This is a genomic window from Streptomyces sp. A5-4 (assembly GCF_051131715.1).
In the GTDB taxonomy this organism is placed as follows: Bacteria; Actinomycetota; Actinomycetes; order Streptomycetales; family Streptomycetaceae; genus Streptomyces.
The window spans coordinates 607,315-633,531 of the sequence record NZ_CP178591.1; the positions used below are offsets into that span (position 1 = coordinate 607,315).

A 26,217-nucleotide genomic window follows, 5' to 3' on the forward strand; every position below is an offset into this window, starting at 1 on the left:
CTGCCAGTTGAGGGCCGCGCCCATGAGGGCGGCGAGTTCGTCGTCCTGGAGCGGGATGTCCCTCAGGACCCGGGCGTACAGCTCCGCGTCCAGGAGTGCTTCGGTGGGAAAGTCGCCGGGGACAGGCGGCTCGGATCCGGCCCGCCGCAGCAGGTCGGTCTGCTGGGCCCGGTCCATGGTCCGGACGCGGGCGGCGAAGCCCGTGGCGGATTCCGTGGTGTTGCCGCGGTACTGCCAGCGGAAGTCGGCGGGCAGCCGGTGGCCGAAGCTGCCCAGAGAGTTCCCCACGAAGTCCGCCATGGCGGCGGCGATCTCCGTGTGCGGGCCGCCGCGGACCGGCTTACCCGGCGCGCGGGCCGCCGCGTTCCTGGCCAGGTCACGTCGCACCCTTCCGGTGTCCGACAGCCATGCGTACGCGGCCGGGTGGGCGGTGGCCAGGCCCGGCAGGGCGTCGCGGACCAACTGCGGGTCGCTCGCCATGAACGCGTACAGCAGGCAGTTCCCGTCGCCGGGCACCAGCTGCGGCCGGCCTGGTGCGCGCGGCCCGGGCGCGGTGGTGGGCGGCGGGGGCTTCGGTGCGCCCTTGCCGCCGGCCGGACCGGTCGGGGGCAGGATCGTGAGCACGGGCGGGAAGGGGGCCGGCCGGGTGGGCGGCGGTGGGTGAGCGGTGGTCCGGTGGTTCAGCGGGCCGCGCGGGTTGCGGGGGCCGTGGGGCACCGCGGCGAGGAACTCGTTGCCGCGCTCGTACACGGTGACGGCGTCGCGGAAGCCTTGCCGTGCGGTGCCGAAGGTGTCGACCGTGCCGTTCTCATGCACGTACGTCACATGGAGTCCGAGGTGACGCGCGGTCAGCTCGGCGGCCAGCAGGGCCGTGGCCTTGTTCCAGCGGCGGGCCGAACGGAGCTGGACGCGGATGAGGTTCTCCTCCACCCAACGGGGCAGAGCCGGGAGTGACGCGGGCAGCCGGCCGCCGCCGCGCTCGAACTCCCGCTGCCTGCGCGCGTTGAACGGCAGGAACCCGGCCTCGTCCAGTTCCTCGGCCGTGAACGTCGCCCGGGGGTCGAGCTGGGTCGAGCGGGGCACGGGCACGGTGTCCATGGCGGCCCTCAGGTTGTCCGAGGAGTGGCGCGCACCGTCCTCCTCCCCCAGGCTCATCGCGAGCGCCAGGGCGGCGTGGAAGCGATTCCCGCCGCCCTGCGCCGGCCTCAGGGCGTATACGTAACCGTCGGGGTCGGTGAGCTTGCTGAGGTCCGTGGCCGCGTCGAACCTGGGCCGACCCGCGTACGTCGCGTCGTCCAGACCGTCCCAGGTCCACGGTCGGGTGGTGTGCACGGTCAGCAGGGACTCGTCCACCGGTTTCGGGGCCGGGGGCGGAGTCACGGCGGGCGGGCCCTCCGCGACCACCGCCGCCTCCACGGCACGGAAGTGCCGGTCGGCCAGGTGCAGCACCACACGCGGGGCGTCGGCGGGCAGCGCGCGGTCGGAGTCGGGCGCGTAGTCCTGGAAGGTGCCGTCCTCGCGTACGACGCGGACGCCCACACCGTACGTCCGGGCGGCGAGGGCGGGCAGCACATCGGCGGCGCTGTGGTCCCAGCCGGTTTCCTTCGTGGCGTCGGCCGGGCGCCGCAGCTGTGCGAGGGCCAGCCCGCGGCGCTGTGCCGCGTTCAGGGGCAGGTGGCGCCGGTCCTCGGTCGGCCGGTCGCCCGCCGAGTGCGGGATCACCCCGAAGGCGTCGAACTCGCGGCGCTGCGGGGTGTGGGTGCCGAGGTCGAGCCCGGCGGCACTCAGCTCGGTGTCGGTGAAGGTGTCCGTCTCGTCCGGGGACAGGTACGCGAGCAGCGGCGAGTCGAGGGGCAGGGCTGCGAGCGCGTCCGCGAACCGGGCACGGAGCGCGTCCGCGTCGTCGGCCTGAACCCGGCCCTGCGGGAGCAGATGGCGAAGGGCGTGGAAGAAGGACCGGCCGTCCCTCGGCACGTCGAGCAGCCGGTGGGTCGTGCCCGCCGGGGACTTCACCGCGGGGGCGCCGTCCTCGCGGTCGGTGACGTCGGTGTAGACCGAGGGGTTCTCGACGTCCGCCGGTTCCTCCTGGAACGCCGGCTCTTCGTCCACCGTGGGCTTCTCGCCCGGCGCCAACTCCTCGTCCACCAGCGGCTCTTCGTCCACCGGCTCTTCGACGATCGACCAGAGTCTCGGCGTCCGCGCCGTGTGCGGTGCGGGAGAGTGTCGCTTCCGCCGCTGTGACGACCGCTCCGACGACTCCTGGCCCTGCACGGGCTCCTCGATGATCGGGGCGAGTCCGGGTGTGCGTGCCTCCGTCGGCGCGGACGAGTGCCTGTCCGTCGTGTGACGGTCCGTCACCTTGGGTTCGGGCAGCCCGGCACGGGTCTGCGGCGCGCCCTGCTCGGTGCCGGGCGGGTCCGCGGGCAGCCGGTGCCAGCGGGTCAACCGGTCGGTCCCGGCCCGCAGATGGTGCAGGTCCGCCGCCGCGGACTCGGCCTTCTCCTGCTGCGCCGTCACCTCGTCCAGGCGCGTGTCCAGGGCGTTCTCCGCCGTACGGAGCGTGTGGACGGCCGCCTGTACCGCCGCCCGTGCGGCGCTCATCGCCTCGGCCGCCGCGACCAGCCGGCCGTCCCGGGTCCGTACCGCGTCCGCCGTGCGCCGGTCCCGCTCGGTCTGCCGGACGGCGTCGACCAGGCCGTCGGCGGCGGCCTGCGCCGCGCGGGCGGTGGCGACCCGGTGCTCGGCGGCGGCGCGGCTCGCGGCCGGCGGCGCGCTGTCGCCCAGCAGGTCGTCCAGCAGAGCGCTCCGCAGTTCCTCGCGCGCCTCGTCGGCCGCGGCCAGGGCGGACCGGAGGTGTCCGCGGACCGTGGCGGGGAACTCCTCCGGGGTTTGCTGCCGCGCCGCGTCCGCGGCCGCCACCGCGGCGATGAACTCCCTTCGGGCGGAGGCGGATTCGGCCCCGGCCGCGTCCTCGGCCGCCTGTCGCCGCCGCCTGGCGAGCGAGCGCTCCCCCAGTGCCTGGTCGACGGCGGTCCTCAGGTCGGGGATGTCTCTGCGGAGGGACCAGTACGTCGCGTCCGCCGCCGCCCACGCCGCCCCCGCGTCCTTGACCTTGTCCCACGCCGCACCGAGCCGCTGGGGGAAGTTGGCGTCGGTGATCAGTCCGAGCTGGCGGGCGATGTCCTCGCGCACCCAGGCGACGACGTGGGTCTGTGCCTCGGCCGTCTGCGGTCCCGGCTTGACGCCACCGAGCGAACCCATCAGGTGCTCGCGGGCCCAGACGGCGACGGAGTTCTCCTTGAACTGCCGGTCGACGTCTCCGACGCTCAGCCAGGTGGTCGGGATGACGAACGCGAACACCCTGCCCGTGCTCGGCTTGAGAGTCACCTGGCGGGCCACGTCGCTGACGAACACCCGGCCGTCGGACTCGGTGGTGTCGGTACCCGTACCGCTGGCCCCCGGGTTCGTCGCTCCGATGGAGTCCGACTTGAGGGCGGGGGAAGCACCGAGCACGCTGTTGTTGTCACCGCCCTGCGCGGTCGTCTCGCTGTCGCTCTGGGTGCGCCGCGTCGGCGACTCCATGCGGACGCCGTCGGCCACCGCCAGCAGTTCCGCGCCCGCGAAGTCCGGCCGGGAGAACAGCGTGAGCGAGCCCTGTGTCCGGTCCGTGAGGGTGTTGTCGGTCAGTCCGGCGGTCTGGTAGCCGCCGACGGACGACGCCTGCTCGAAGGCCACGGTGAGCGCGCCGGCCCCGTGCGAGTCCTCCAGCACCTGTGCGGACCCGGTCCCCTCAGCGGTGAGAGGGGTGACCCTGGCCGTGCGCAGCACGCGGTCGAGCTCATCGCCGGTCAGCTCCCCCGAGACGGTGGAGAGCCGGTTGTCGTACGACTTGCCCAAGGTGAGGGTGCTCGCCGCCAGGACCCGGTCCGCCCCGAGAATGTTGCGGACGTGGAAGCCGTTGGGCGGCATCGCGAACGGGGCCCGTGTGCCGTCGGGCTGTGTGACGGAACGCCACGCGTCGACGCTGTCCTGCTCGCCCTCGGCCGCCAACGGGCTGTCCGCCCCGGTCAGTACGTTCACCAGGGGCAGTGCGTCGTCGATCTCCGGCGGGCGCAGCGGGTCGAGGCCGCCCTGCGGTGAGACGACGGGAGGCGTCCGCATCAGGCTGATCGGGACGATCTCCCGCTGTGTTCCGACGTCGCCGGTGTGTTCGATCCGCCGCTTCTCCGGGTGCCGCGGCGGATCCCCCTGCTGCCGGCCCATCTCCAGGGTGAGGCGGAGCCGGTAGCGGGTGACGTACTCGGCGTGCGGCTCGCTGGTGTACGTGGACCAGAGCCTGGCCCGGGTGCGGGTGTCCGTCCCGGAGGTCGTCTGCCGGTTGGAACCGGTCTCGGCGAACGAGGGCCCCGCCGTGGGGACCGCGCTTTCGCCGGTGTGTATACCCTCGTTGACCGCCGTTCCGGCCGCGCTGCCCCGGCCCCTGGAGAACCCCTGGCTGCGGGTCTCGGTCGCGATGCGGTGGTCCTCCAGCTCCGTCTTGGGCCAGATCCTGACGAGTTCCGGCTCGGTGACGGCTTCGAGCTGCGCCCGGATCCGTACGTTCCGTCCGCCGATCCGTGCCTCCTTCCAGCCGGGGCCGCCGATCCTGGCGGTCGTCGAGGAGCCCAGGGCGAGCATCTCCCTGCGCAGCGCCCGCGTGACCCGGCCGGAGGCCAGCCTGCGTACGGCCTCCCGGCTTTCGTCGTCGATCGCCAGGTCGCGCAGCTTCCGCTCGAACGCGGCCACCACGTGGGTGGTGTCCAGGGAGTCGACGGGGTAGCTGGCGAACGGCGCCTTGCGGAACCAGCCGGGCTGCAGCCACTTCTCCCGCGTGTACAGCGGCCCCGCGCCGAGGTCGTCCCCCGCGATCAGGCCCAGTTGGTGAGCCACCCGCTCAGGCAGGTGTCCCAGCCAGCCGCCCTTGATCGTCTGCCGTTCCCCGGCCCAGTCGTTCCAGCGCCGGATGAGGGGGTTGAACAGTGACAGCAGACCGCGGGTGTGGACCTCCGCCGCCACCTGATGCTCCGCGTCACCGGCGGTCAGCACCTGGTGGCCGGCGTCGACCCGGTTGATGTCCGAGGTGACGGTCCGGGTGACGGTCCCGGTGATCGCGCGGGAGCGCCACCACGGCCGCCAGGCCGGCCCGTAGTTGCCCGTCACGCCTGGTGTCGTCGAGTGGGCGTGACCGTATACGGCCGTGAAACCCGCCTGCTGGGTGAAGGACTTGCTCTGCGTGCCCGACGCCTTTGTGCTGGCGCCGACCGTCATCTCGGTCTCCAACGGCTGGGGTGTGCCCAGGGCGCGCAGCCGGGTCACGCGCACCCGGTGGACGACCGTCGCCAGCCAGTCGAGGTACGGCCCCTTGCCGAACAGGCCGGAGGTGCGCGACCCGAGCGGTCCTGAGCTCTGGTCGAGGTTGGCCGTCAGGAACTGCGGCTGGTGCGGGCGGACCGCCGCGTCGTGCGCGGGCGCACCCACCCGGGTCAGGTGCCACTTTCCGTGGGACGCCCGGTCCAGTACCCGGTCCACGATGCCGATGCCCTCGTCCGCGGCGAGGACGGACAGCGTCTGGTAGGGCAGTCCGTCGAGCGGTCCGGGCTGTTGGCCTTCGCCGAGGGCGTCGGGCGAGGCGTCGACCAGCGCCTTCGCCTCGTGCCGTGGCATCGGGCTCTGGGTGATCCGGTCGGCTGCCAGGTAGGGGTTGTCGGCGCCCGGCGCGTGCGGGTCTCGGTCCGGGGCGTGCTCGGCGGGGACGCTGAGCAGTACCTTGCCCCGCACGGCGGGGACGTCGGCGTTCCCGCCGATGATGTCGCCCCGGCCCTTGGGGCCGCGCACGAAGAGGGACGTGCCGAGGACACCGAGGCTGACCACGCCCCGGAGCAGGCTGCGAAACCGCCAGTAGCCTCCGGTGCTGACGCTGAAGGCGACGTCGTAGCTGTACAGGTGGCCCGGTTTGGCGCTGACCGCCATCGGGTCGAACGTGGCGACCGAGCCGTAGCCGGATTCGTCCCGCTTCTGCCATCCCGCCTGGTATCCCAGCTGGGCGCTGACCGCGTGCGCCGGGCGGCCGATCTCGTCGACGACGGTGTCCCTGATCCCCGCCATCAGCTCGAACCCGAGCTCGGCGCCCTGCGACCCGAACTGGCTCTCGTCCAGGCTGAGGGAGCCTGGGGCGCTGCGCCGCAGGCTGGAGTCCGCGGGGCGCAGATACGTCCTGTTGGTCAGCTCCGCGTCGATCCAGATGTAGTAGTAGCCGCGGGTGATCCGGCCGGGGTCCACCAGGCCGATGCGGAAGCCGGTTCTGGTCATCGCCTCCAGGGTTCCGGCCATGCTGTGGTGCGACAGCGCGTTGATGATCGTCCAGGTGTTGTTCAGGACCATCTCGTAGTGACCGGCGTCGCGCCACCTCTTGCCGTCGGGGCCTTGGAGGTCTTCGACGAGGGCGACCATCGTGGGGTACTTCCGGGCGACCGCGGTCAGCACCTGGAGGGTGAGCGAGTCGATCCGGGTGCGCTGGTCGAAGGTGACCTGGGGGCCGGTGTCGGCAGCGGTGCCCGTACCGGTGCCCTGGTCCTCGGTCGCCGAGGGGAACGAACGGTTGTACTTGCCGTTGGCGAAGAGGAACTGCACGGCCCGGCTCATGCCGAGCGTCGGCGGGTGGTTCTCGGTTAGATACGCCGGGGCGAACGGCTGCGGCCCGCGCGGGGCGGTCCCGTCGTCCATGCCGGCCAGCCGGCGTGCCTCGCCGCGCGTCATCCGGTCCAGGGTCCAGGTCGTGATCGGTGTCGCCCTGGTGTCCCCGGTCTTGCGGACGTACACGGTCTTCTCGACCCGGTACAGATCGGTGGTGGTCAGCTTGGCCCGGCCGACCGACCTGACCGCACCCGTGCCGCCCGTCGTCGCCGTGCGTCCCCGGGTGTGCCCGATGTGCACGCTCGGGCCGAACTGGATGCGCGGCTTGACGCGCTCCAGCCACCCGGCGATGAAGTCCTGGAGGCCGAACGTCGGCAGGTTGAACGTCGGCCCGACGATGAGGGAGAAGTCCTTGCCGATCGACTTCGTCTGCTTCCGCGTGTTCTGCACGGTCAGGAAGTTGGAGTCGCGCAGCTCCGCCTTGTCGGTGTCGGAGACCAGCACCGCCCGCCCCGGCACCACCCGGTCGATCACGAACGCGCCCAGCGGGGTGCGCTTCTTGTCGTCGGCGAACAGTGGCTTGCCCGGGACCATGGAGCGGGAGAGCCGCCCGGACATCTGGTGGAAGGAGCGTGCGGAGAAGAACCTGTTCAGCTCGCGGTAGGCCGAGGAGTCCGGCGTGGCGCCGATCCGGCCCACCGCCCAGTCGCGGATCGCCTGGACGGGGCCGAAGTCCTCGGTGATGACGAGCTGGTAGTCCGACTCGGGTCCCAGCCGCAACGTCGTCGGGGTCCGGTCCTTCTTCGGGTCACGGGTCACGCTCTCCGGCAGCCGCGCGCCGAGCCCGTCCCGCACGCCGAAAGCGAACTCGACGTCGGGGGAGGCCTCGGTGGCGGGCCTGGCCCGCCACCGCGTACCGAGGACCCCCCGCTTGGCCGGACGCGGCTCCTGTGCGTCGGTGACGCGCACCTCGTAGTACAGGTCGTCGATGTGCGGGTGCGAGTGCTCCGTCATGCGGGTCTCGCTCATGCTCAGGCTCTGGTCCTGCATCGAGTAGTTGTACTCGCGGGTGCGTCCGATCCGCATCCCGATCCGGCCGAACACGGAGAAGCCCGCGCCCATCGGCGCCAGGGGTGCGGTCGGGGCCAGTTGCCGGGTCTGGCCGACCGTCTTGCTGCCGCCGATGCTCGCCTGGCTGCGGTACACGTTGTCGAGCTTCGTCGGGTTGCCCCCGTCGGTGTACTTCGTCCACCGGCCGTAGTTCCGGACCCTGATGTGCAGCTTCCGCACCCGCCCCGACGCGGTGCGGTACACGAACTCCTGCCCGTCCCCCGCGAACGTCGCCGGACGGTCCCGCATCGCCCGCCGGATCCGGCGCAGGACGGACTCGTCCACGTCGCCCCCGCGCACCAGGTAGCGGTTTTCGGGCTCCGGGCCTCGCTCCGTCTCCGGCCCGTGTGCGCCCAGTTGGGCGGCGATGTGCCCCGCGATCTGCTTCCAGTCGCGCAGGAAGACGTCGCTCTGTCCGAAGGCGAGCAGGGCGTCGTCGTCAGCCTCGTCGCCGGTCTCTCCGGTGAACGGCAGCAGGCCGCCGACATAGCCCGGCATCCTGGTGCCGTCCGTGAACGCGCTGAGCCCGGGGCGGCCGGGAGGCGGCAGCATCTCCCCGTCCACGCGCACCGGGCGGCGCTCCTGGAGCTCGCTGTCGATCTGCGTCCCGGGGTACTTCGGCTTGGGGTCCTGGCCGGGCGGCGGGACGGGATCGGAGGAATCGGAGGATTCGAGGGGCCCGGAGGGAGGCGGGGGCGGCGGGCCGACGGGCGCGTCGGTCCTTTGGAGCACGCCGCTGAGGTCCGGGACGGAATCGCCGAGCCAGGGGATGCTGCCGTCGCGGTCCGGGACCGCGGTGGCCACGGCGGGGCCATGGTGGGGACCGTCCTGGGAAGACTGCGCGACAACGACGGCGGGAGCCCTCGTTCCGGGCAGATCCGGCGGAGTGGTGCGCTGCCAGATGTCCACCGTGGTCAACTGCAGCGGGTCCGCCGTCAGTACGATCACGTTCCGGTTCGTCGTGCTGTCGTACAGCACCTCGGCGGGACACAGCGGCGCCAGCACGTTCCTGGCCGTCCCCTCCCGGGCGGCCAGGACGGTGTCCAGGTCGAGTCCGCCGGGCCCGGCGGTCGGCGGGTGCTGCCCGCCGATCACGACCAGTGGCTGGGACAGGCCGCGGGAGGTCAGAGCGGCATCGATCGTGAGGAGCGCGGCGACCTCGTCGAACGGCACCTTGCGAGGGGAACCGCCGAGTCCGGCCCAGGACATGTCGAGGTAGCCGGCACCGCCCTCGGCCAGCACGAAGTAGGCCTGCTCGCCAGGAGGACCGGCGGCGGCGGCCTTGCGCCACGGGCCGCCACCGGACACGGCACTGCCCAGGGTGCCGTCGGGCGAGACACGGTAGGTCTCCGTCTCCAGCGCACCCGTGAGCGGCCGCCCGGTGAAGTTGCGGCCCCCCACCCTGCCCGTCAGTGAGGGGATCACGGTGGCCAGGGAGAGCGCGCCGTGCTGGTGGAGGTGGTGGGCACCCAGCACGGACGGGTCGTACAGGTCGAAGCCGTGCGTCGCCGCGCTGGCCATCATCCACAGCAGTTCCTCGTGCTGGGCGGCGCTCACCGGCCCCGGGGCGTCACCCAGGTGCAGCACCTTCACGGCCAGGGCATCCCGGTCGGGATACGACGGGAGTGCCTCCAGAGCCCGCGACATCGCCCAGAGGGTTCTCCGCCGGATGTCCTCTCCCAGGGCGGAAATCGGGACGCTGGTGCCCGGTATGGGGGCGCCCGAGCTGTGGAGGGCCCCAAGTGTGGCCTCGGCCTGGTCCAGGAAGGGGAGCTTGACGAAGTCGTGCAGGCGGACGGGACCGGTCGCGGCGTGGAGCACGGCGACGTGCAGTACCCGCCGCACACTGTCCCGCAGCTCGGCGGCGTCCGCGAACGGAATCGGCCGCGGCTTCGGTGTCCCCTTCTGCACCAGACATGAACGCACCACCATGTCCAGCAGGTTCAGCGTGAACCCACCGACCCCGGACAGCTCCGGATCGGCACGGCGCATCCCGTCCAGGGCCCCGACACCACGCAACAGCTCCTGGTATGTCCCGGCGGGGTCGTCCCTGTCGTCCTCGACCTCGTGGGCGAAGACCTCACGCAGGGCCCGCACCAGGATCAGCGTGTCCTCGCGGGCCCACTCCGGTACCGCGGCCGCCGCCGGCCCGTCGAACACCCCCGCCACCCGCGCCAGACGGTCGAGTACGTCCGCCCCGGGCTCCGGCCGCAACTCCGCCCAGGAACCCTGCTCGCCCCGGACAGTGGTGTAGATCCCCTGGATCGTGTCGCTGGTGCTCGACCTCTTGCCCAGAGCGTGCGCCCGGTCGACGACGATCACCGGGTGCCCGGCCGTGTTGCACGCCTTCTGGGCCTCCGAGATGTTCCGCAACCGGTCGCCCACGAAAGGCGCCGTACTGCCGAGGTTGTTGTAATACGGCCCGTCGGTGGCTGCGTTGCCCCAGCAGCTCTCGATCACGATCGGGTCGTCCGGGGCGAGCCGCTGCACACTCGGACGTCGTTTCAGGAAACCTCCGATCTCCTCACCGCCCACCTCCCTCCCCGCGGGCCCGAACAGGGCGGGCAGGTCGGCCACCAGCGAGAAGCGGCCCGCGAGGCCGTGCAGCGAGAAGTGGTACGCATTCCGCCCCTTCCACAGCCCGGGCTGGACAGCGCCGATCCACTTGTGGGAGACGGGGTCGATGTGGGACCAGTCCGCGTCCTGGAGGTCTCCGAGGTGCCCCTCCCGCCCGATCAGATCAGGCTCGCTGAATACGGCGCGGCCGAACGGCCGGCCGTCCTTGGCGATGGTGACGCTCTTGATCTGCCCGTCCCGGAGCGTCGAACCGTCGGCCAGACGCACCGTCCCGCCCCACACGTCCCCGCGCGGACCCTCAGGACCCACATCGTCCGGATGGCTGACGTACCACTCCCCCAGCGACTGTTTCGCCACCCTGCCGTCGATCACTTCGATCCGGTACTGCTGTCCAGGACCGGGCTGGGCCAGCTCGACGCTGCCCCGGTACGCCGCCGTCAGCCGCCCCGTCCTCGCGGCGACGGCGCGCGGCATCTCCAGCCCGCCGTCACCCGCGCGCGACCACACCAACGCTGCGGGAAACCCTGCAGGGTGCTGCTTCAACCCCTGGTCCATCGCCAGGAGTTCGGCCAGCTCCGCCATCGGTACCCGACGCCTCGAACCGTCCGGCCACGGCACTTCGACGTGATCACGACCGCCCCTGGCCGCGATCACATAGGCGCCGACCCCACCGGCGGTCCACGTGAAGTGGTTCACAACGACGCCATTGAGCATGACGACGAAGCCTGTCGCGTCCACACCCATGTCGATGGGCGGCCCGCCCAGCCAGTCGAGGCCACGGATCTGCCCGCCGGAGTCGGTGATCCGCCGCGCGGCGGACAGCACACCGCCCCGCTCGACCAGATGGAACGCCCCCAGAGCCGCCAGACTGGTGGCCCGCCCCGCCGCCACCGCCTCATCCACCAGCGCGTACAACTCGTCGCGCACGGCCGCGTCCACCGGGTCCGACGCACCCAGGTGCAGAATCCGACGCGTCAGCAGGACCGGATCGAACGGCCTACCGCTCAACTCCGGATCCGCCTGCCGCAACGCCCCCAGCACCCTGTCCGCCCGCGAGACGGCCGACGGCGCGACGATCTTGACCGTCACCGGCTGGGCGGCACCACCGGCAGCGCCGGCCGCACCACGCGCCGTTCCCTGGAGCACCGTGACGACGATGCCGTTCATCGGACCGGGGCCCGGCCAATGGCCTCGCAACTCCGCACTGAACGCCTCGGCCACCGCGTTCGCCTGCCGCTTGCTGACCGCGGTCTGCCCGGGCCCCCCGTCCTGCCAGGTGACGGTGATCCGCGTCGCCGCCGGCGCCTCCCGGCCGTTGAGCACGCGTGCCTGCACCACACCGCGCGCGGCCACGGCGATCCGCTCCCGGTGCTGGGCGTCGACCGTGTCGGCCCCGTTCCGGAAGGTGAACCGCATCGTCGACTGCGACGGCGAGGCGGACGCACCGGCCGGACCCGGGGCGGACCGTGCACCGAGGGGAGGAGCGGCCGGTTCGGGACGCGCGCCCGGCGTAGCCTCCGCCGCCGGGCCTGCGTGCCGCGCGACGGGAGCGGCAGCGGGCGCGCGGCGGTGGGACTGCCGCTCAGACGTGCCCTCGGCCTGGTCCCACAGCGCCCGGAAGCCCTCCCAGGTCGCGTGCTCCCGCTGGGTGTCGGCGAGCGGGTTGGCCTTCCCCCGGTGGATGGCCTCGGGGTCGGCGCCGTACAGCCGCGTCAGGAGCGGCAGCAGCATCCGCTCGTGGGCACGCACCCACTCCGCCCCGTTGTTCCGGGGCTGCCTGGTGTTCGCGTCCTTCCCGTTGTTCGTACCGAGGTAGGCGTTGGTGACCTGGGCGAAGTACTCCCGTTCGTCCTGGGACGAGTAGTTGGGACCTGTGCGGCGTCCCCGGCGGTCGGCGCCGTACCGCGGCCCGTCCGGCCACGCCGCGGCCGCCGCCTCGTCCGGGTTCGCCTCGTGGGCGGCGTCCTCGTCCAGCTTCGCTTGATAGGCGTCGTCGATGAGCTGCTGGTCCGCCTCACTCAGCCCGTACTGGTGGATCGTGTGCGCGAACTCGTGGGTGGTCGTGGAGTAGCCGTCCGGATAGGCGCGCTTGTAGACCCGCACGGAGGCGAACTCACCGAGGAGGTTCTCCTCCGTCACCCCCGCCCGGAGCCTCCCGATGCCGCGCACCTGCTTCCACGGCCGGCCGTCCGCGGTCTTGCGCCCCGCCAGGTCGCCGAAAGGCTCCAGCGAGGTCATCTCCTCGCTCCTGGGGACCACGACCACGCGCGCGCCGTCGTTCAGCAGTTTCGCCGTCACCTGGGGATCGCGCAGCATCCGCGCGACCTGCTGGTGCACCTCGCTCCGCGCGGCCGACGGCTGCTCCACCCCTGCGGGCACCCGCACCATCAGCTGTGCCGCCGTCTCGGCGAGCTCCGCCGCGGGCAGTGTCCCGCGCAGCGTGTCCACCAGCGCACTGTCGGATGCCAGCCGCTCGCGTTCGGCGTCCGTCAGCCGCGCCAGTTCCCCGGTTCGCTCGGCCGCCGGCAGGCCCGGCAGGCGCGACGCCAGTTGCCTGACCGGGTCCGTGGTCACCGTCTCGGTGGCCCGCAAAGAGGCGTCGAGGGAGATGAGTTCCTCGGTCAGCCACCTCAGGTCGGCCTGTTCGGCGCCGAGATCCAGCCACTTCGCCTCGTACGCCGCCCTGGCCTCGGCGTTCAGCGCAGGACCGCTCAGCAGTTCGCTGAGCCGGACGGTGAGCTTGGGTGCCGCACCGGGCGGCAGTCCGCGACCGTACGCCGCACCGCGCAGCTCCTCCAGCCGGTCGACCGGCAGCGCGTCGTCGTCCGCCGCGTAGGTCAGCGCCCACAGCAGGTCGAACAGGTCCTCGGTGCGCCGTTCGTCATCGGTGCGCAGAGCCAGTGAGTTCGCCGTGTCGGCCAGCGAATCGGTGATGTCCGGGACCGTGAAGGCGTTGATGTCGGTGGTGCCGGCATAGGCGTCGGCACCGGTGCCGACGGTGATGCGCACCCCCTGGACCACACCGCTCAGCGTGCGGCCGTCCGCGTCCGCGCGCAGGGCATGGAGCGGCGCTCCCGGGACCCGCTGGGCGAGGGCCTCATTGATGGTGTCTACGAACTGCCCGACATCATCGTCCAGTTGGAACTCCAGCGCGCCCACGGCGCGCGGGTTCTGGAACTGCACCGCGCTCCGGGCCGCGCCGCCAACGACGACGGGACGGCCGATGCTCCGCATGAGCGCGCTGAACTTCCGGCCGACATTCAGCTTCGCGCCGTCGGAGAGGGACGGGTCGTACGACGCGGCGGACGGGTCGTCAGCAGTGGCAGCGGGTATGGTCTGCCGCGTCGTGGAGGGCGAGTTGACCATTCCCTCGATGGACGCGGCGGGGGCCCGTCCGGAGTCCGGCAGGTCCGCAGGAGTGCTCTCCGTCCAGTCGTTCCCCCTGCCCGACTGGTCCGGATCCGCCGTCATGACCAGCACGTTCTGGCCCGCCGACCGGTCGTACACCACCTGCGTGGGGTGCACGGCCGTCTGTACGGTCCTGGCCACCCCCTCCCGCGCGGCCAGGGCATCCGCCAGTTCATCGCCCCCCTCGCTCATGGTCGGTCCGATCAGCACCACGGGCAGGCTCATCCTGTAGGACCCCAACTTGGGATCCATCGCGAGGAGCGCGGCGACCTCGTCGTACGGCACCCGGCGGCTGGGGCCCTCGGGCCAGCGCATGTCGATGTAGCCGAAGCCGCCCTTGGTCAGCAGGAAGAAAGCACTCGTCGTGTCCGCGTCGGTGCCGGGCTCGTGCCAGATTCCGTCGCCGGTCCAGCCGTTGCCTGTCGTGCCGTCGGGCGACACGTGGTAGCCGGCCGTGGGCAGGGGGCCGGTGAGCGGCTCGTCGGTGAAGTCGCGTCCCACCACCATGCGCGCGGGCGAGGCGACCTCGGTGGCCCCGGAGAGCGCTCCGTTGAGTGCCAGGTGGAAGGCGGCCAGCACGGTCGGGTCGTACAGGTCATGGCCGTTGGCCGCCGCTCTGGCCATCGTCCAGCGCAGTTCCTCCTGTTGGGCGGGGGTCACCGGGCCAGATCCCGCGCCCAGGTGCAGCACCTTCACGGCCAGCGCGTCCCGGTCGGAATGGAACGGCAGCGCCTCCAAAGTCTTCGCCATCCCCCAGAAGAGGGCGTTCCTGGCGTTTCCCGAAGCGGGCAGCGGGATGGTCATGGCCGGGATGTCGGCGCCCGACCGGTCATAGCTCTGGAACACGGCAGCAGCCTCGTCCAGGAACGGAAGCGGTACGAAATTGTGCAGCATCACCGGGCCGGTGGCAGAGCCCAGGCGCGTCGCGGCCGTGTGCAGCACCCGCCGCACACCGTCCTGGAGATCCGCGGTGTCCCTGAACGGAACCGGACGTCGTTTCGGGTCCCCCTCCAGCTTCAGCTGGGAACGCACCACAGTGTCCAGCAGATCCAGTGTGAACCCGCCGGCCTCCGCCGGCTTCGGATCGTCCCGGCGCATCCGGTCCAGTGCGCCGATCCCACGCAACAGGCCCTGGTACGCACCCGAAGGGTCGTCCCGGCTGTCCTCGATGTCATGGCCGAAGACCTCACGCAGCGCCCGCACCAGGATCAGCGTGTCCGCCCGGGCCTCCTCCGGCACCACCGCCGACGCCGGCCCGTCGAACACCCCCGCCACCCGCGCCAGCCGGTCGAGCACGTCCGGCCCGGGCTCCGGCCGCAACTCCTCCCACGCACCCCGCACACCCCGGAGACTGGCGACGATCCCCTGGATCGTCACGCCGTCGAGGTCCCCCGCGATGTGCGTCCGGTTGGCGGCGATCACCGGTCGTCCGACCCCGTTGCACACCTTCTGGGACGCCGAGATGTTCCGCAGGCGATCGGCCACGAAAGGCAACGCACTGGGCAGGTTGGCCGAGGCGGAGATCCCGGCGGACGCGCGGGCCCAGCACCCCCCGATCACGATCGGGTCGCCGGGGGCGAGCCGCTGCACACTCGGACGCCGCTTCAGGAATCTCCCGATCTCGTCCCCGTCGGCGTCGACCTTCTTGCCGAACTGCGGTCCTTCGGTACCGTCCACCATGTACAGGTGGCCCCGCCCCCCGTGCAGCCCGAAGTAGTACATGTTCCGCCCCGCCCACAGCCCCGGCCGGGTGGGTTCGAGCAACGCAAAGGTGACCGGGTCGAGGTGGCCCCACTCCGAGTCCAGAAGATCCTGGTAATCGTCCTCCCGGACAAGCAGATCGGGGTCGTTGAACATGACGCGGCCGAACAGTTTGCCGGTGCGGGTGGCGACACTGACGCTCTTGATCTCGCCGTCGCGACGGGTCGAACCGTCCGTCAGACGCACCACGCCGCCCCACACGTCACTGCGCGGACCGTCCGGTCCCACATCGTCCGGACGACTGGGCAGCCAGGACCCCAGCGGCTCCCCCGCGGCGACCCGCCAGTCCATCACATCGACCCGGTACCGCCTGGGGCCGGTCTTGGTCAGCTCGACGGTGCCACTGTGCGACCAGAACGTCCGCCCCGTCCGGGCAGCTGCGGCCCGCGGCATCTCCAGCCCGAAGTCACCCGCGTGCGGCACCACCATCAGCACGGGAACCTCGCCGGGGATGTCGGCCAACTCCGCGTCCATCGCCATGACTTCGGCGAACTCGGCCATCGTCGCCCGATGCCAGGAACCATCCGGCCACGGTGCCATGACATGGCCACGCCCGCCCTCGGCGGCCACCAGATAGGCGCGGGCGTCGCCGCCCGGCCGCATCCACAACGGCCCCTGACGCAGCCAGGCCTGCTCCTCACCCTCTACCCGTGTTCCGAACTCCGGCTCGACGTCCCCGCGGATGGCGGGGCCGCCCAGCCAGTCGAGGCCCGCGATCCTCCCGCCGGCATCGGTGATCCGCCGCGCGGCGGACAACACCCCGCCCCGCTCGACCAGATGGAACGCTCCCAGGGCCGCCAGGCTGGTGGCGCGTCCCGCCGCCATCGCCTCGCCCACCAGCGCGTACAGCTCGTCGCGCACGGCCGCGTCCACCGGGTCCGACGCACGCAGATGCAGAATCCGACGCGCCAGCGGGACCGGATCGAACGGCCCACCGCTCAACTCCGGATCCGCCTGCCGCAACATCTCCAGCGTCTCGACCGCCGGCGAAGCGGGCGGCGGGGCACTGATCCCGACCATCACGGGCCGCGCGGCGGACGCGTTCGCCCCGCTCTGCGCCCTCACCTCGTGCACCACGACCGTTACGTCGGCCACCGGCCCGGGACCCTGGCGGCGCAGCTCGTCACGGAACACCCGCGCCACCGCGAGTGCCCGGCGCTGGCTGACATGGGCCGCCCGCAGGTCAGCGGGCGAACGCTGCCCCTCACCACCGGCGGAGGACCAGGAGACGGTGATCCGCGTCGCCGCGAGCCCCGCCCGTACATGCCGCTCGTTCACCTCGGCCGTGTAGTGCGCTATCGCCTTGATCTGGTCGCGGTGCCGGGTGTCGACCGCCTCGGATCCGTCCCGGAAGGCGATCGCCATCGTCGACGGCAACGACTCGGCGGACATGAACGCGCTCGGCGCGGCGGTCTCGGCATCCGGATCCGGCGCGTCCGACATATCGTCGTCCGACATATCGTCGTCCGACATGTCGGAGGAGGCGGGCAACGAACTCCGTTCGGAATCCGGCATGTTCACCAGACGGCGCAGCTTCCCGTCGGCGAGTTTCTCCTCGGTGACCGGAGCAGCACTCCGCGTCGCATCCGCCTCGACGGGAGCGGTCTCCGGCACTGTCCCGGACGGCCCGTCCTTGCCCTCCTGCGTGACGACGTGTGTGACGGGCGGTGCCGTCGTCAGGTTCGGAGGAGTGGTCCGTGCCCAGTCGTCCTCGGCGCTCGACTGCGCCGGGTCCGCCGTCAGCACGATCACGCTGCGGTCCGTGGCGCTGTCGTACACCACCTTCGCGGGGCGCGCGGCCGTCAGCACGCTCCTGGCGGTCCCGTCCCGGGCGGCCAGCGCGTTCGCCAGGTCGAGACCCTCCGCGGCCGTCCCGGCCACCACCAGCGCATGATCCAGGGTGCGTGCGCTCAGGAACGGGTCGTGCGCGAGGAGCGCGACGATCTCCTCGTGCGGCACCCGAAGGGTTGTCCCGCCGGTCCACGGCACCTCGACGTGGGTCTGGTCACCGTCGGCCACCAATACATAGGCCTTGGCTTCCGGGCCGGGGCGGACCTCGCCGTTCCCAGTCGTACCGTCCGGCGACACCCGGTAGACGTCCGTGGCCAACGCACCCTGGATGGGCTTGCCGGTGAGGTTGCGGCCCGCCATCCCCATAGGTGAGGTGATCGCGGTGCCCGCGGAGAGCAGGCCCTTGCGCTGGAGGTGGTACGCGGCCAGGTCGACCGGGTCGTACACGTCGCGGCCGATCATCGCGGCGGCCGTCATGAGCCACAGGGCCTCGCGCTGGGCGACACCCGGCGGACGCGTCGCACCCCCCAGGTGCAGGATCCTGGTCGCGAAGGCGTCCGCGTCGGGCTGGGCCCTCAGCGCCTGCATGGCGTGGGCCACGGCCCAGAACACCCGCACCCGTATGGGGTCTCCGGGAGGCGGGGGAGCAGGCAGCCCCAGGAAGCCGGCGATCTGCGGGGGGAGGTTGCCGACCGTCTTCGCGGCCAGGTCCAGGAAGGGAAGCGCGACGAAGTCGTGCAGGTTGACGGGGCCGGACGAAGCGTGTGCCGTCGCCGCCTTCAGTACCCGCCGGACGCTCTCCTGGAGCTCATCGGCGTTCGCGAACGGAACCGGGCGCGGCTTCGGCGTCCCTTCCTTCTCCAGCCGGGCGCGGACCACCATGTCCAGCAGGTCCAGCGTGAACCCACCGGCCTCGCCCAGTCCCGGATCGACGCGCCGTATCCAGTCCAACGCCCCGATGCCAAGCAGCAGTTCCTGGTAGTTGCCCGCGGGGTCGTCTCTGTCGCTCTCGACCCCGTGGCCGAAGACGTGACGCAGTGCCCGGACCAGTATCAGAGTGTCCTCGCGGTCCTCCGCCGACACAGGGTCCGATTCCCCGCCCTCGTGCACCCCCGCCACCCGCGCGAGACGGTCGAGCACCTCCGCCTCGGGCTCCGGCCGTACCTCTGCCCAGGAGCCCAGCTCACCGCGGGCCGTGGCCATGATGCCCTGAAGCGTCACACCGGCCACCGTCGCATCGGCCACCGTCGCCACGGCGTGCACCCGGTTGACCACGAACAGCGTGCGCTCGACCTTGTTGGCCGCCTTCTGGGCCTCCGTGATGTTCCGCAACGGGTCGGCCACAAAAGGCGCCGCACTGCCCGCATTCACAGGGGAGGGAACACCGGGCTCCGCGGCCGTGCCCGCCCAGCACCCCTCGACCACGATCGGGTCCTCCGGAGCGAGCCGCTGCACGCTCGGACGCCGTTTCAGGAACCCCCCGACCTGATCCCCGGACGTGGCTACGCCGTCACCGTTCTGTGCGGCGGCTTCCTCATCCATCATGAAGAAACTGCCCGGGGTGCCGTGCAGCATGAAGTGGTAGACGTTCCGCCCGGCCCATGGCACCGCCAGCGAAGTCGTAAGAAGCTGGTTGGTGACCGGGTCGAAGTGGGCATAGTCCGCGTGCGCCAGGTCCTTCAGCCTCTCCTCGCGGTCGATCAGATCGGCGTCGTTGAACACCGCGCGGCCGATCGGCCGCATGGTCCGGGGGTCGGTGATGGTGACGCTCTTGACCTTCCGGTCCGCGAGCTCGGAGCCGTCGGCCAGGATCAGGAATCCGTCGCCGCTGTCGGCGCCGCCCCGGCCCAGGTCTTCCGGGCGACTGGCAACCCACTTGCCCAAGGGCGCTCCGTGCGCCAGCCGGTTGACCGTCCCGATCCGGTATCCCCGCGCGAGCGATGTGTCCCAGACAAGCTCCGGGGTCCCGCTGTGCGCCACCACGCCCCGCGCGATCCCCGCGGAGACGCGTCGCGGCATCTCCAGGTCGCCGTCGCCCGCGTGCGGCACCACCAGCATGACGAGAGCGTTGGGAGGGCGCTTGGCCAATTCCTCGTCCATCGCCAGGAGTTCCGTGAACTCGTCGGCCGGCACCCTACGTGACGTACCGTCCGGCCACGGCACCTCGATGTGCTCGCGCCCGCCCTCGGCCTCCACCAGGTAGGCGGCGGGGCTGCCGGACATGTCCTTCCTGGACACGCTCGCGGTGGCCGGCGCGCGGGAGAAACTACGGCCCACCACTGTGCCGTCGGGAGTAACCATCAACGTCTTGTCGGACAGCACACCGGTGTGCTGGGCCAGGTGGAACGCTCCCAGCGCCGCCAGGTTGGCGGCCCGCCCGGCCGCCATCGCCTCGCCCACCAGTGTGTACAACTCGTCACGCACGGCGGCGTCCACCGGGTCCGACGCACCCAGGTGCAGGATCCGGCGGGCCAACGGAACCGGATCGAACGGCGCCTTCCCCAGAGCCGGATCGGTCTGCCGCAGCGCGTCCAGCCGCTCGACCGCCGCGGAGTGGGACCACAGCTCGATCCCGACCGTCACCTGCCGCGGGACACCGTCGTCGGCGTCGTCCGGCCGTGGTGCGCCGGACGTGGTGACCGTGAACGCGTCCGCCGCGCCCGGCTGCTTGAGCCCGGCGCGGAACACCTCCGCGACCGCGTTCGCGCGCCGCCCCGTGGCGCCCGCGTCCGAGGCCTCGCCGTCGTCGTCGTACCCGGTCACGACGACCCGGGGGGCCGGGATGCCCGCCCGGATGTTGCGCGCGCCGGCTTCCACCACACTGCTCACCAGCACGCGGATCCGCTTGCGCTGACCGGGGCTGACCGTCTCCACCCCGTCCGCGAACTCCCTGCGCGTCAGGGACGGCAGCACCGGATCGGCGGGTACCCAGCGCGGGCCCGCACTGGGCGTAGGCGCCGAGGTGACGCGGCTGCCGGTGGAGCTCTGCGCGGCGATGGGGCGGGCGACGTGCCAGTTGCCCTTCGCCGCGGGGTCGCCCGTGTGGCCGATCACGGCGGGGTCCTGGGTGCCGAGGCCGGACCAGTCGATCGAGTCGTCGGTGTACCAAATGGTCCTGCCGAGGCGGGCCTTGAGCTTGTCCGGCAGGCCGGGGTTGTGCCGGCCGAGCTCGGAGGCCGCCAGGACGAGGGGAGTATTCAGGTCGTGCACGTATACGGAACGGTCGTGGGCCAGCAGCTCACCCAGCTCGTCCTCGGTCACCACCCGGCGTTCCCCGGCCGTGTTCGTCAGCGCGAGGCGTCCGTCTCCCAGTGGCTCGACGGCGACGACTACGGGCTGGGGGCCGCCCTTGACCTGCCACGGGGCGGCAGTGACCGAGCCCGACAGCGTGATCCTGTTCGTGTCCAGCCCACCGGGCATGTCCAGGCCCGCCCAGTTGCGGACGAACGGCTTCCCGCCGACAGGAGCCTGCCGGGGCAGGAAGTCGTGTTCGAGCTGGAACGCGGCCACCGCGTCCACGTCGGACACCTTGCGCCCCACGGCCGCCGCCGCGGCCACCGCGTAGAACAGCTCGCCGCGCCGCCCCCGGTCCGGCTTGTCCAGATGCAGCACACGGGCGCCGAACGCGTCCAGGTCGGACACCCCGGCGAACGCCTCCCGGGCCTTGACCATCGACCAGAACAGCTTGGTGTACTCGGCCTCGCCCACCGGTGCGCCGTCGGGCAGGCCGAGCACCCGGCGAGTCGTACCCTCCGGATCATCGAGCGCACCCAGTTGGTCGGCGACCTTCGCCAGCTGCGGGGGCTTACTGAACCCGGACAGGGCACGCCCGGGCTTCCGCTCCCAGGCCTTCGCCGCGTCGGCCAGCATGTCGCGGTATGCCTTGGCAGTGACCGGCCCGGCATCGCCCACACCGGACTTCCTGCGGGCGACCCGCTCGAACAGGTCCATCGTGAACAACGGGGCGTCGGAGGAGAGCGCGGTGTCGGCGCGCCACATCCCCTCCAACGCACCGATACCACGCAGCAGAGCCTGGTACCGCTCGTTCTCGGGGTCGTGGTCCACAGCGGAGCCGAAGGCCAGCCGCAGCGCGCGCACCAGGCGCAGTGTCCGCTGCCGCACCTCGTCCGAGGCCTCGCCGGTACCCGAGTGCAGACCCGCGATCCTGGCGCGCTCGTCGAGCGCCCCGGCCTTCGGCTCCGGCCGGAAGTACAACCGCCGCCCGCGCCGGCCACGTACATCGGTGAGCAGCTCATGGATGTACCGCGTGGAACTGCCCCTGCGCGCCATGGTCATGGCGGTGATCCGGTCGCCTGCGACGACGCGCCGGTTGGTCTCGTTGGCCACGTGCTGGCCAGGAGGCATGTTCTCCAACGGGTCGGCGACGAAGGGATCGGGGGCGCCTTCCTGGGCGTCCGCGCGATCGGGTGACCGGTCGGAGGCGGCACCGCCCCAGCAGGGCCCCGCGTAGATCGTGGCGTCCTCGCGCAGGTTGCTCACACTGGGACGCCGTGCGAGTCCGCGCGCGAACTCGGGACCGGGGATCAGCGCGTACGTGCCGTCGTCCTGCGCCACGTCCTGGAAGCCGGGCCCGCCGTGGCCGGAGTACGTGTAGTCCGGCAACGGGTCCGGCAGAGCCTCGGGTTTGCCCTCCCACTGCTTGGTGACGGGGTTGTAGTGCCCCAGGTGGTCCATGTCGTTCAGGTGACGGAGTATCTCCTCGCGGTCCCCTGCCAGGTCCTTGGGCTGGACCGAGGACCGTCCGAGCTGCTTGTGGTCACTGCTGACGATGCTGTGTGTCACCCAGCGGCGCTCCCACTCCGGCAGCACCGACTCCGCGGCACGCCACTCGCCCGGCACGCTGCGTATCCAGTCGCCGAAGGGCCTGCCCGGGAACACCATCATCGCGATGGCATGACGCTTGCCACCGAGGGGACTCATCCTCGCGTGACCGCTGAACGACCAGACGACCCTGCCGGTCCGCTGCGCGACGAGGCGCGGCAGGTCGAGCCCCCTGCTCCCGGAGTACGGGAACGCCAGAACGATGGGCGCGCCCTCGGGGATGTCCGGGTCGTTCGCGAGCCGCTCGGCGAGTTCCTCGTAGCTCTCCCGGCGCTGTGTCCCGTCCGGCCACGGCACCATCACATGGTCGTGTCCTCCCGTGAGCCCTCCCACGAGATAGGGCGCGGCGTCACCTTCCACGTGCCAGGGCGCCGGCTCGGGGCGGCCCAAAGGCACTGCGGCGCTGACCGTCCGGACCTCGCTCGTGTCCACCTCGACGGGCGCGCCCGTCAGATTCAGGCTCGGATAGCTCACCTCGCCGTTGACGGTGAAACGGTCGGAGGCGGCGCTCCCGCCCGCCGTCCGGAGGTGGTACGCGCCCAGCGCCACCAGGCTGGACGCGCGGCCCGCGGCGATCGCGTCCGGCACCAGAGCCAACAGCTCGTCACGCACCGCCGGATCCACAGGCATGCTGGGCGTCAGATGCAGGATCCGGCGGGCGAGAGCAGCCACGTCCAACGGGCCGTCGGCGAAGCGCGGGTCCCGCAGCCGTAGCGCGTCCAACGCCTCCAGGGCGGCCGAGGCGGCCGCGCCCGGTACGAGGAATTCCACCTTCGCGCGTCGCCGGAGCTCGTCGCCGGTCAGTGCGTCCTGGCCGGTCTCCCGGTCCAGGCCCATCACATGCACCGTCAGATCGCGAGCGGTCAGTCGCTCCGCCGGCGGCAGGTCCACCTGGAGTCGGGCGAGCACCGGATCCAGGTCGTGGCTGAATGCGTCCCTCAGTGCTTCCGCGCGCCGTTGGCCCAGCTCCCGCGCCCCGTCGCCGTACCCCGTGACCACCATCGCGAGTGGCGGCAGTCCGCCCCGATGGTTCCGCACGGCCACCGTGGCCGTCCGGACCACCAGGCGGGCGACCGCCGCCCGCTCCATGCCGGACAGGTCACTCGCCCCGTCCTCGAAGGCGACCCGCGTCAGCTCCGGCAGCACCGGGCCCGTCCCGACAGCCGGACCGGGAACGTGCGCGGCCCCCAGGGCGACCGACGCCGGCGAACGCCACACCCGGCTGCTCCCGAGACCGGCCCCGAGACCCTGTCGGCCGACCCCGAGCCTCAGCCCGGCAACCGGCGCGGGCACCGGCCCCGGACCGGAATCCGACGCGTCCGACAACCCGTCCGACTCGTCCGACGACTGCTCCGGATCCGAAACGGGAGCGCTGGTGACCCGCCGCACGACCGTGTCGGGGGTCGTCTCCTGGTCGGATCCGGGCCGCTCCGCCTTCGCCACGGCCTCGTCGGCCGGGAGGGTCGGCAGCTCTTCGGACGCGGTCCGCAAGGGCCGGAAGGGCGGCGGCGTCTCCGGCCGGGGCCGCGACGGGACATCGGCCTCGCCGGAAGCGGCCTGCGGCCGCTGCCTCGGTGCGACCGGTGCGGCGGCCTGTGCGTCGCCCGGCGGTGTGGCCGACTGCGTCGACGAGCGGGGGACGTACGAGGCGTCGCCCGGGACCGTACCCCTCTCGGACATGCTGCCAGGACCGGGCGCCGGCTGCTGCGCGCCCGGAGCGGAGCGGGGCGCGGCGGAGGCGGACGGGAGGTCCGCCGCCGGCACGGGCCCCGACGGGCCCACCACGACGGGGGCCGGGTCCGTCCCCCCCGGAGCCGGGACGGACTCGTCCACCTGGTCGGTCCGGTCCTGGTCCATCGCGACTACCCTCGGCTCCGTACCCGGTGCCGGGGCCGCGTTGTCGGCACTGCCGCGGCCGGCAGGGAGGGTGTCCGGATCTGCCGCCGACTGCGGGGAGTTGCTGACCGCGAGGGGCCTGCTCTGGGAGCCGGCCGTGCCCTGCGGGCCCGTGCTCGCGGGCTGGCGGGCGTCGGGGCTCACGTGCGCGGCGGCGTTGTTGTAGCCCGCGCCCTCGCCCGCACCCTCGTTCGCGTCCTCGTCCGAGTCGTCGGCGACCGGCGGGAGGATCGCGTCGTCCGCCGTCCGCTCGCGTACGGACTCCCCCGCGTCGGAACCGTTGGCACCCGGCCGGCCTGCGCCCGACCCGGCGGTGCCCTTGTCCGGCGAAGCCGACTGCTGGTCGGCGGACGAAGCGCCCTCCGGATCGACGAGGTCCTCGTCGTCGGCGAGCAGGCTGTCGGTGTCCTGGTACTCGGAGGTGCCGGACGGCTGCCCGGTGCTCTGGGTGGGCGGCGGTGCGGAGGCTGAAGAGCCCCCGGTGTGGGGCATGTTCGCCGACGCCTCGGCGGACGAGCCGTTGTCGGCGGCCGCCGATTCCGGCGGGTTGAGCGTGGAGAGGACGGACTCGCTGCTCGACTCGTCCGGCAGCGGCAGAGCGTCCTCGCCGATGCCGGGCTCCGGGGCCGTGTCCTCCCCGTCGATGTACGAGGGGCTGGAGGGGTACTTGACCGCACCCCCGACGCCGGTTCCGGTCACCGCGGCCGGGGACACACCCGTGCTCCCGTCGGGCAGCGGCGCCTGCTGCTGGTACGCGTTGAAGTCGTCGGGGTCGTAGTCCGTGACGGACGAGGTATCGCTGTCGAAGCCGTAGTCGGTGTCCGTGACGGACGAGGCGTCGCTGTCGAAGCCGTAGTCGGTGTCCGTATCGGACGAGACGTCGCTGACGTACGACGCGGAGTTGTCCGTGTCGGGCCGGTACGGCGGGCCATAGGTGCTGGTCCCATTTCCGTTCACCGTGGAGAGGGGGTCGTTCCCTCCGTCGTCGACGGCCCTGATGGCGGGGCTGTTGGGGTCGGGAGCGTCCCAGCCGCCGGTGGCGGACGCCGTGAAGGGACGGGGCGGCGAGTCGGCACGGTAGGCAGTCGGAGGACCGTAGACGCCGGCGTTCCGATCGGGACCGTAACCACCGGGGCTCCGAAGAGGAGGAGGCTGCGGCGCGCGGTGGTCGGCGCCGCTCCCGCTCCCGCCGCCCGGAAGGTAGTTGAGGTTGTTCTGGCCGAGGTTGAGATTCGGGAAGAACGTCTTGTTCAGCCATTTTCCGCCGCCCCCCGCGATATCGGAAGCACTCTCGAACAGGACCCCACTGAGTCCGGCGCTCGTGAACGTGGCGGGGTTGATGGCGAACGTGCCCAGGAAGAAGAGATTGGTGAATGTCTCCGCGAAGGTCTCGGCCTGACCCTCGTTGATGAAGGTGTGGGGAAGTTCGTAAAGCTCCTTCCACCCCGGGTTCTTCTTGAAGAAGTTCTTCAGGAACGGCGCGGTCATCTGGGAGAAGGCGCCGCCGAAGGCCCCCGCCAGCAGTCCCATGACCGCCGACTGCCCGATGTCCTTCCAGTCGAATTCCTTGCGCCGCCTGTCCTCATCCGCCGCGGACATCGAGATGACCTGGGCGGCGAACGTGATGAACGCTTCCTGGATCGCTTCGAGCAGTGCCGATATCGGCGTCGGTACGGCGTGCCCCAGCCGCTGCAGAAGCAACAGCATGGAGAGCCCGGTGCGCGCCCTGACCAGGGCTATCTCGGTGAGGGAAGTACCACCGGTGAAGATGGCGAGTGCGGCGATCAGAGCGAGTTCGAGGTTCATGAGAATGAACTCAAGGAGGATCTGGTACTTGCTCTCCGAGAGCTTCATCGAGCGGTCCACCTGGCGGCGGCCTATGTCGCGGAGCTCCGTGGAGAATTCCTGAAGATGGTTCTGGCCCGCGTCGTCGACGAAGGTCTTCATCGCGGCGATGAACTCCCTGCCGATCTCCGGCGGAAGTGATTTTCCGGCTGTGGAGATCGCAGCCTTCATCGCGTCGGAGAGAGCGCCGACGTCGTCGGCCAGCCGGTTGTAAGGATTGCGGCTGTCGAAGCCCCTGTCCTCGTTACCGGTGGCGACGCTGGCGCCCACCCACACCTCGATGAACTCCCGCAGAGCGGGAGAGAACATGATCGC

General features: G+C 71.9%; 1 protein-coding gene (only partly in view). It reads right to left on the bottom strand.

Annotation, left to right across the window (positions count from 1 at the left end; translation table 11 throughout):
* Positions 1-26,211: the 5' portion of a lonely Cys domain-containing protein gene (locus ACLLJJ_RS02810; protein WP_434587653.1), read on the bottom strand. It extends 14,664 nt beyond the left edge of the window; only the first 26,211 of its 40,875 coding nucleotides appear in the window; its start codon is at positions 26,209-26,211; its stop codon lies off the left edge, out of view.
* Positions 26,212-26,217 lie beyond the last annotated feature (6 nt).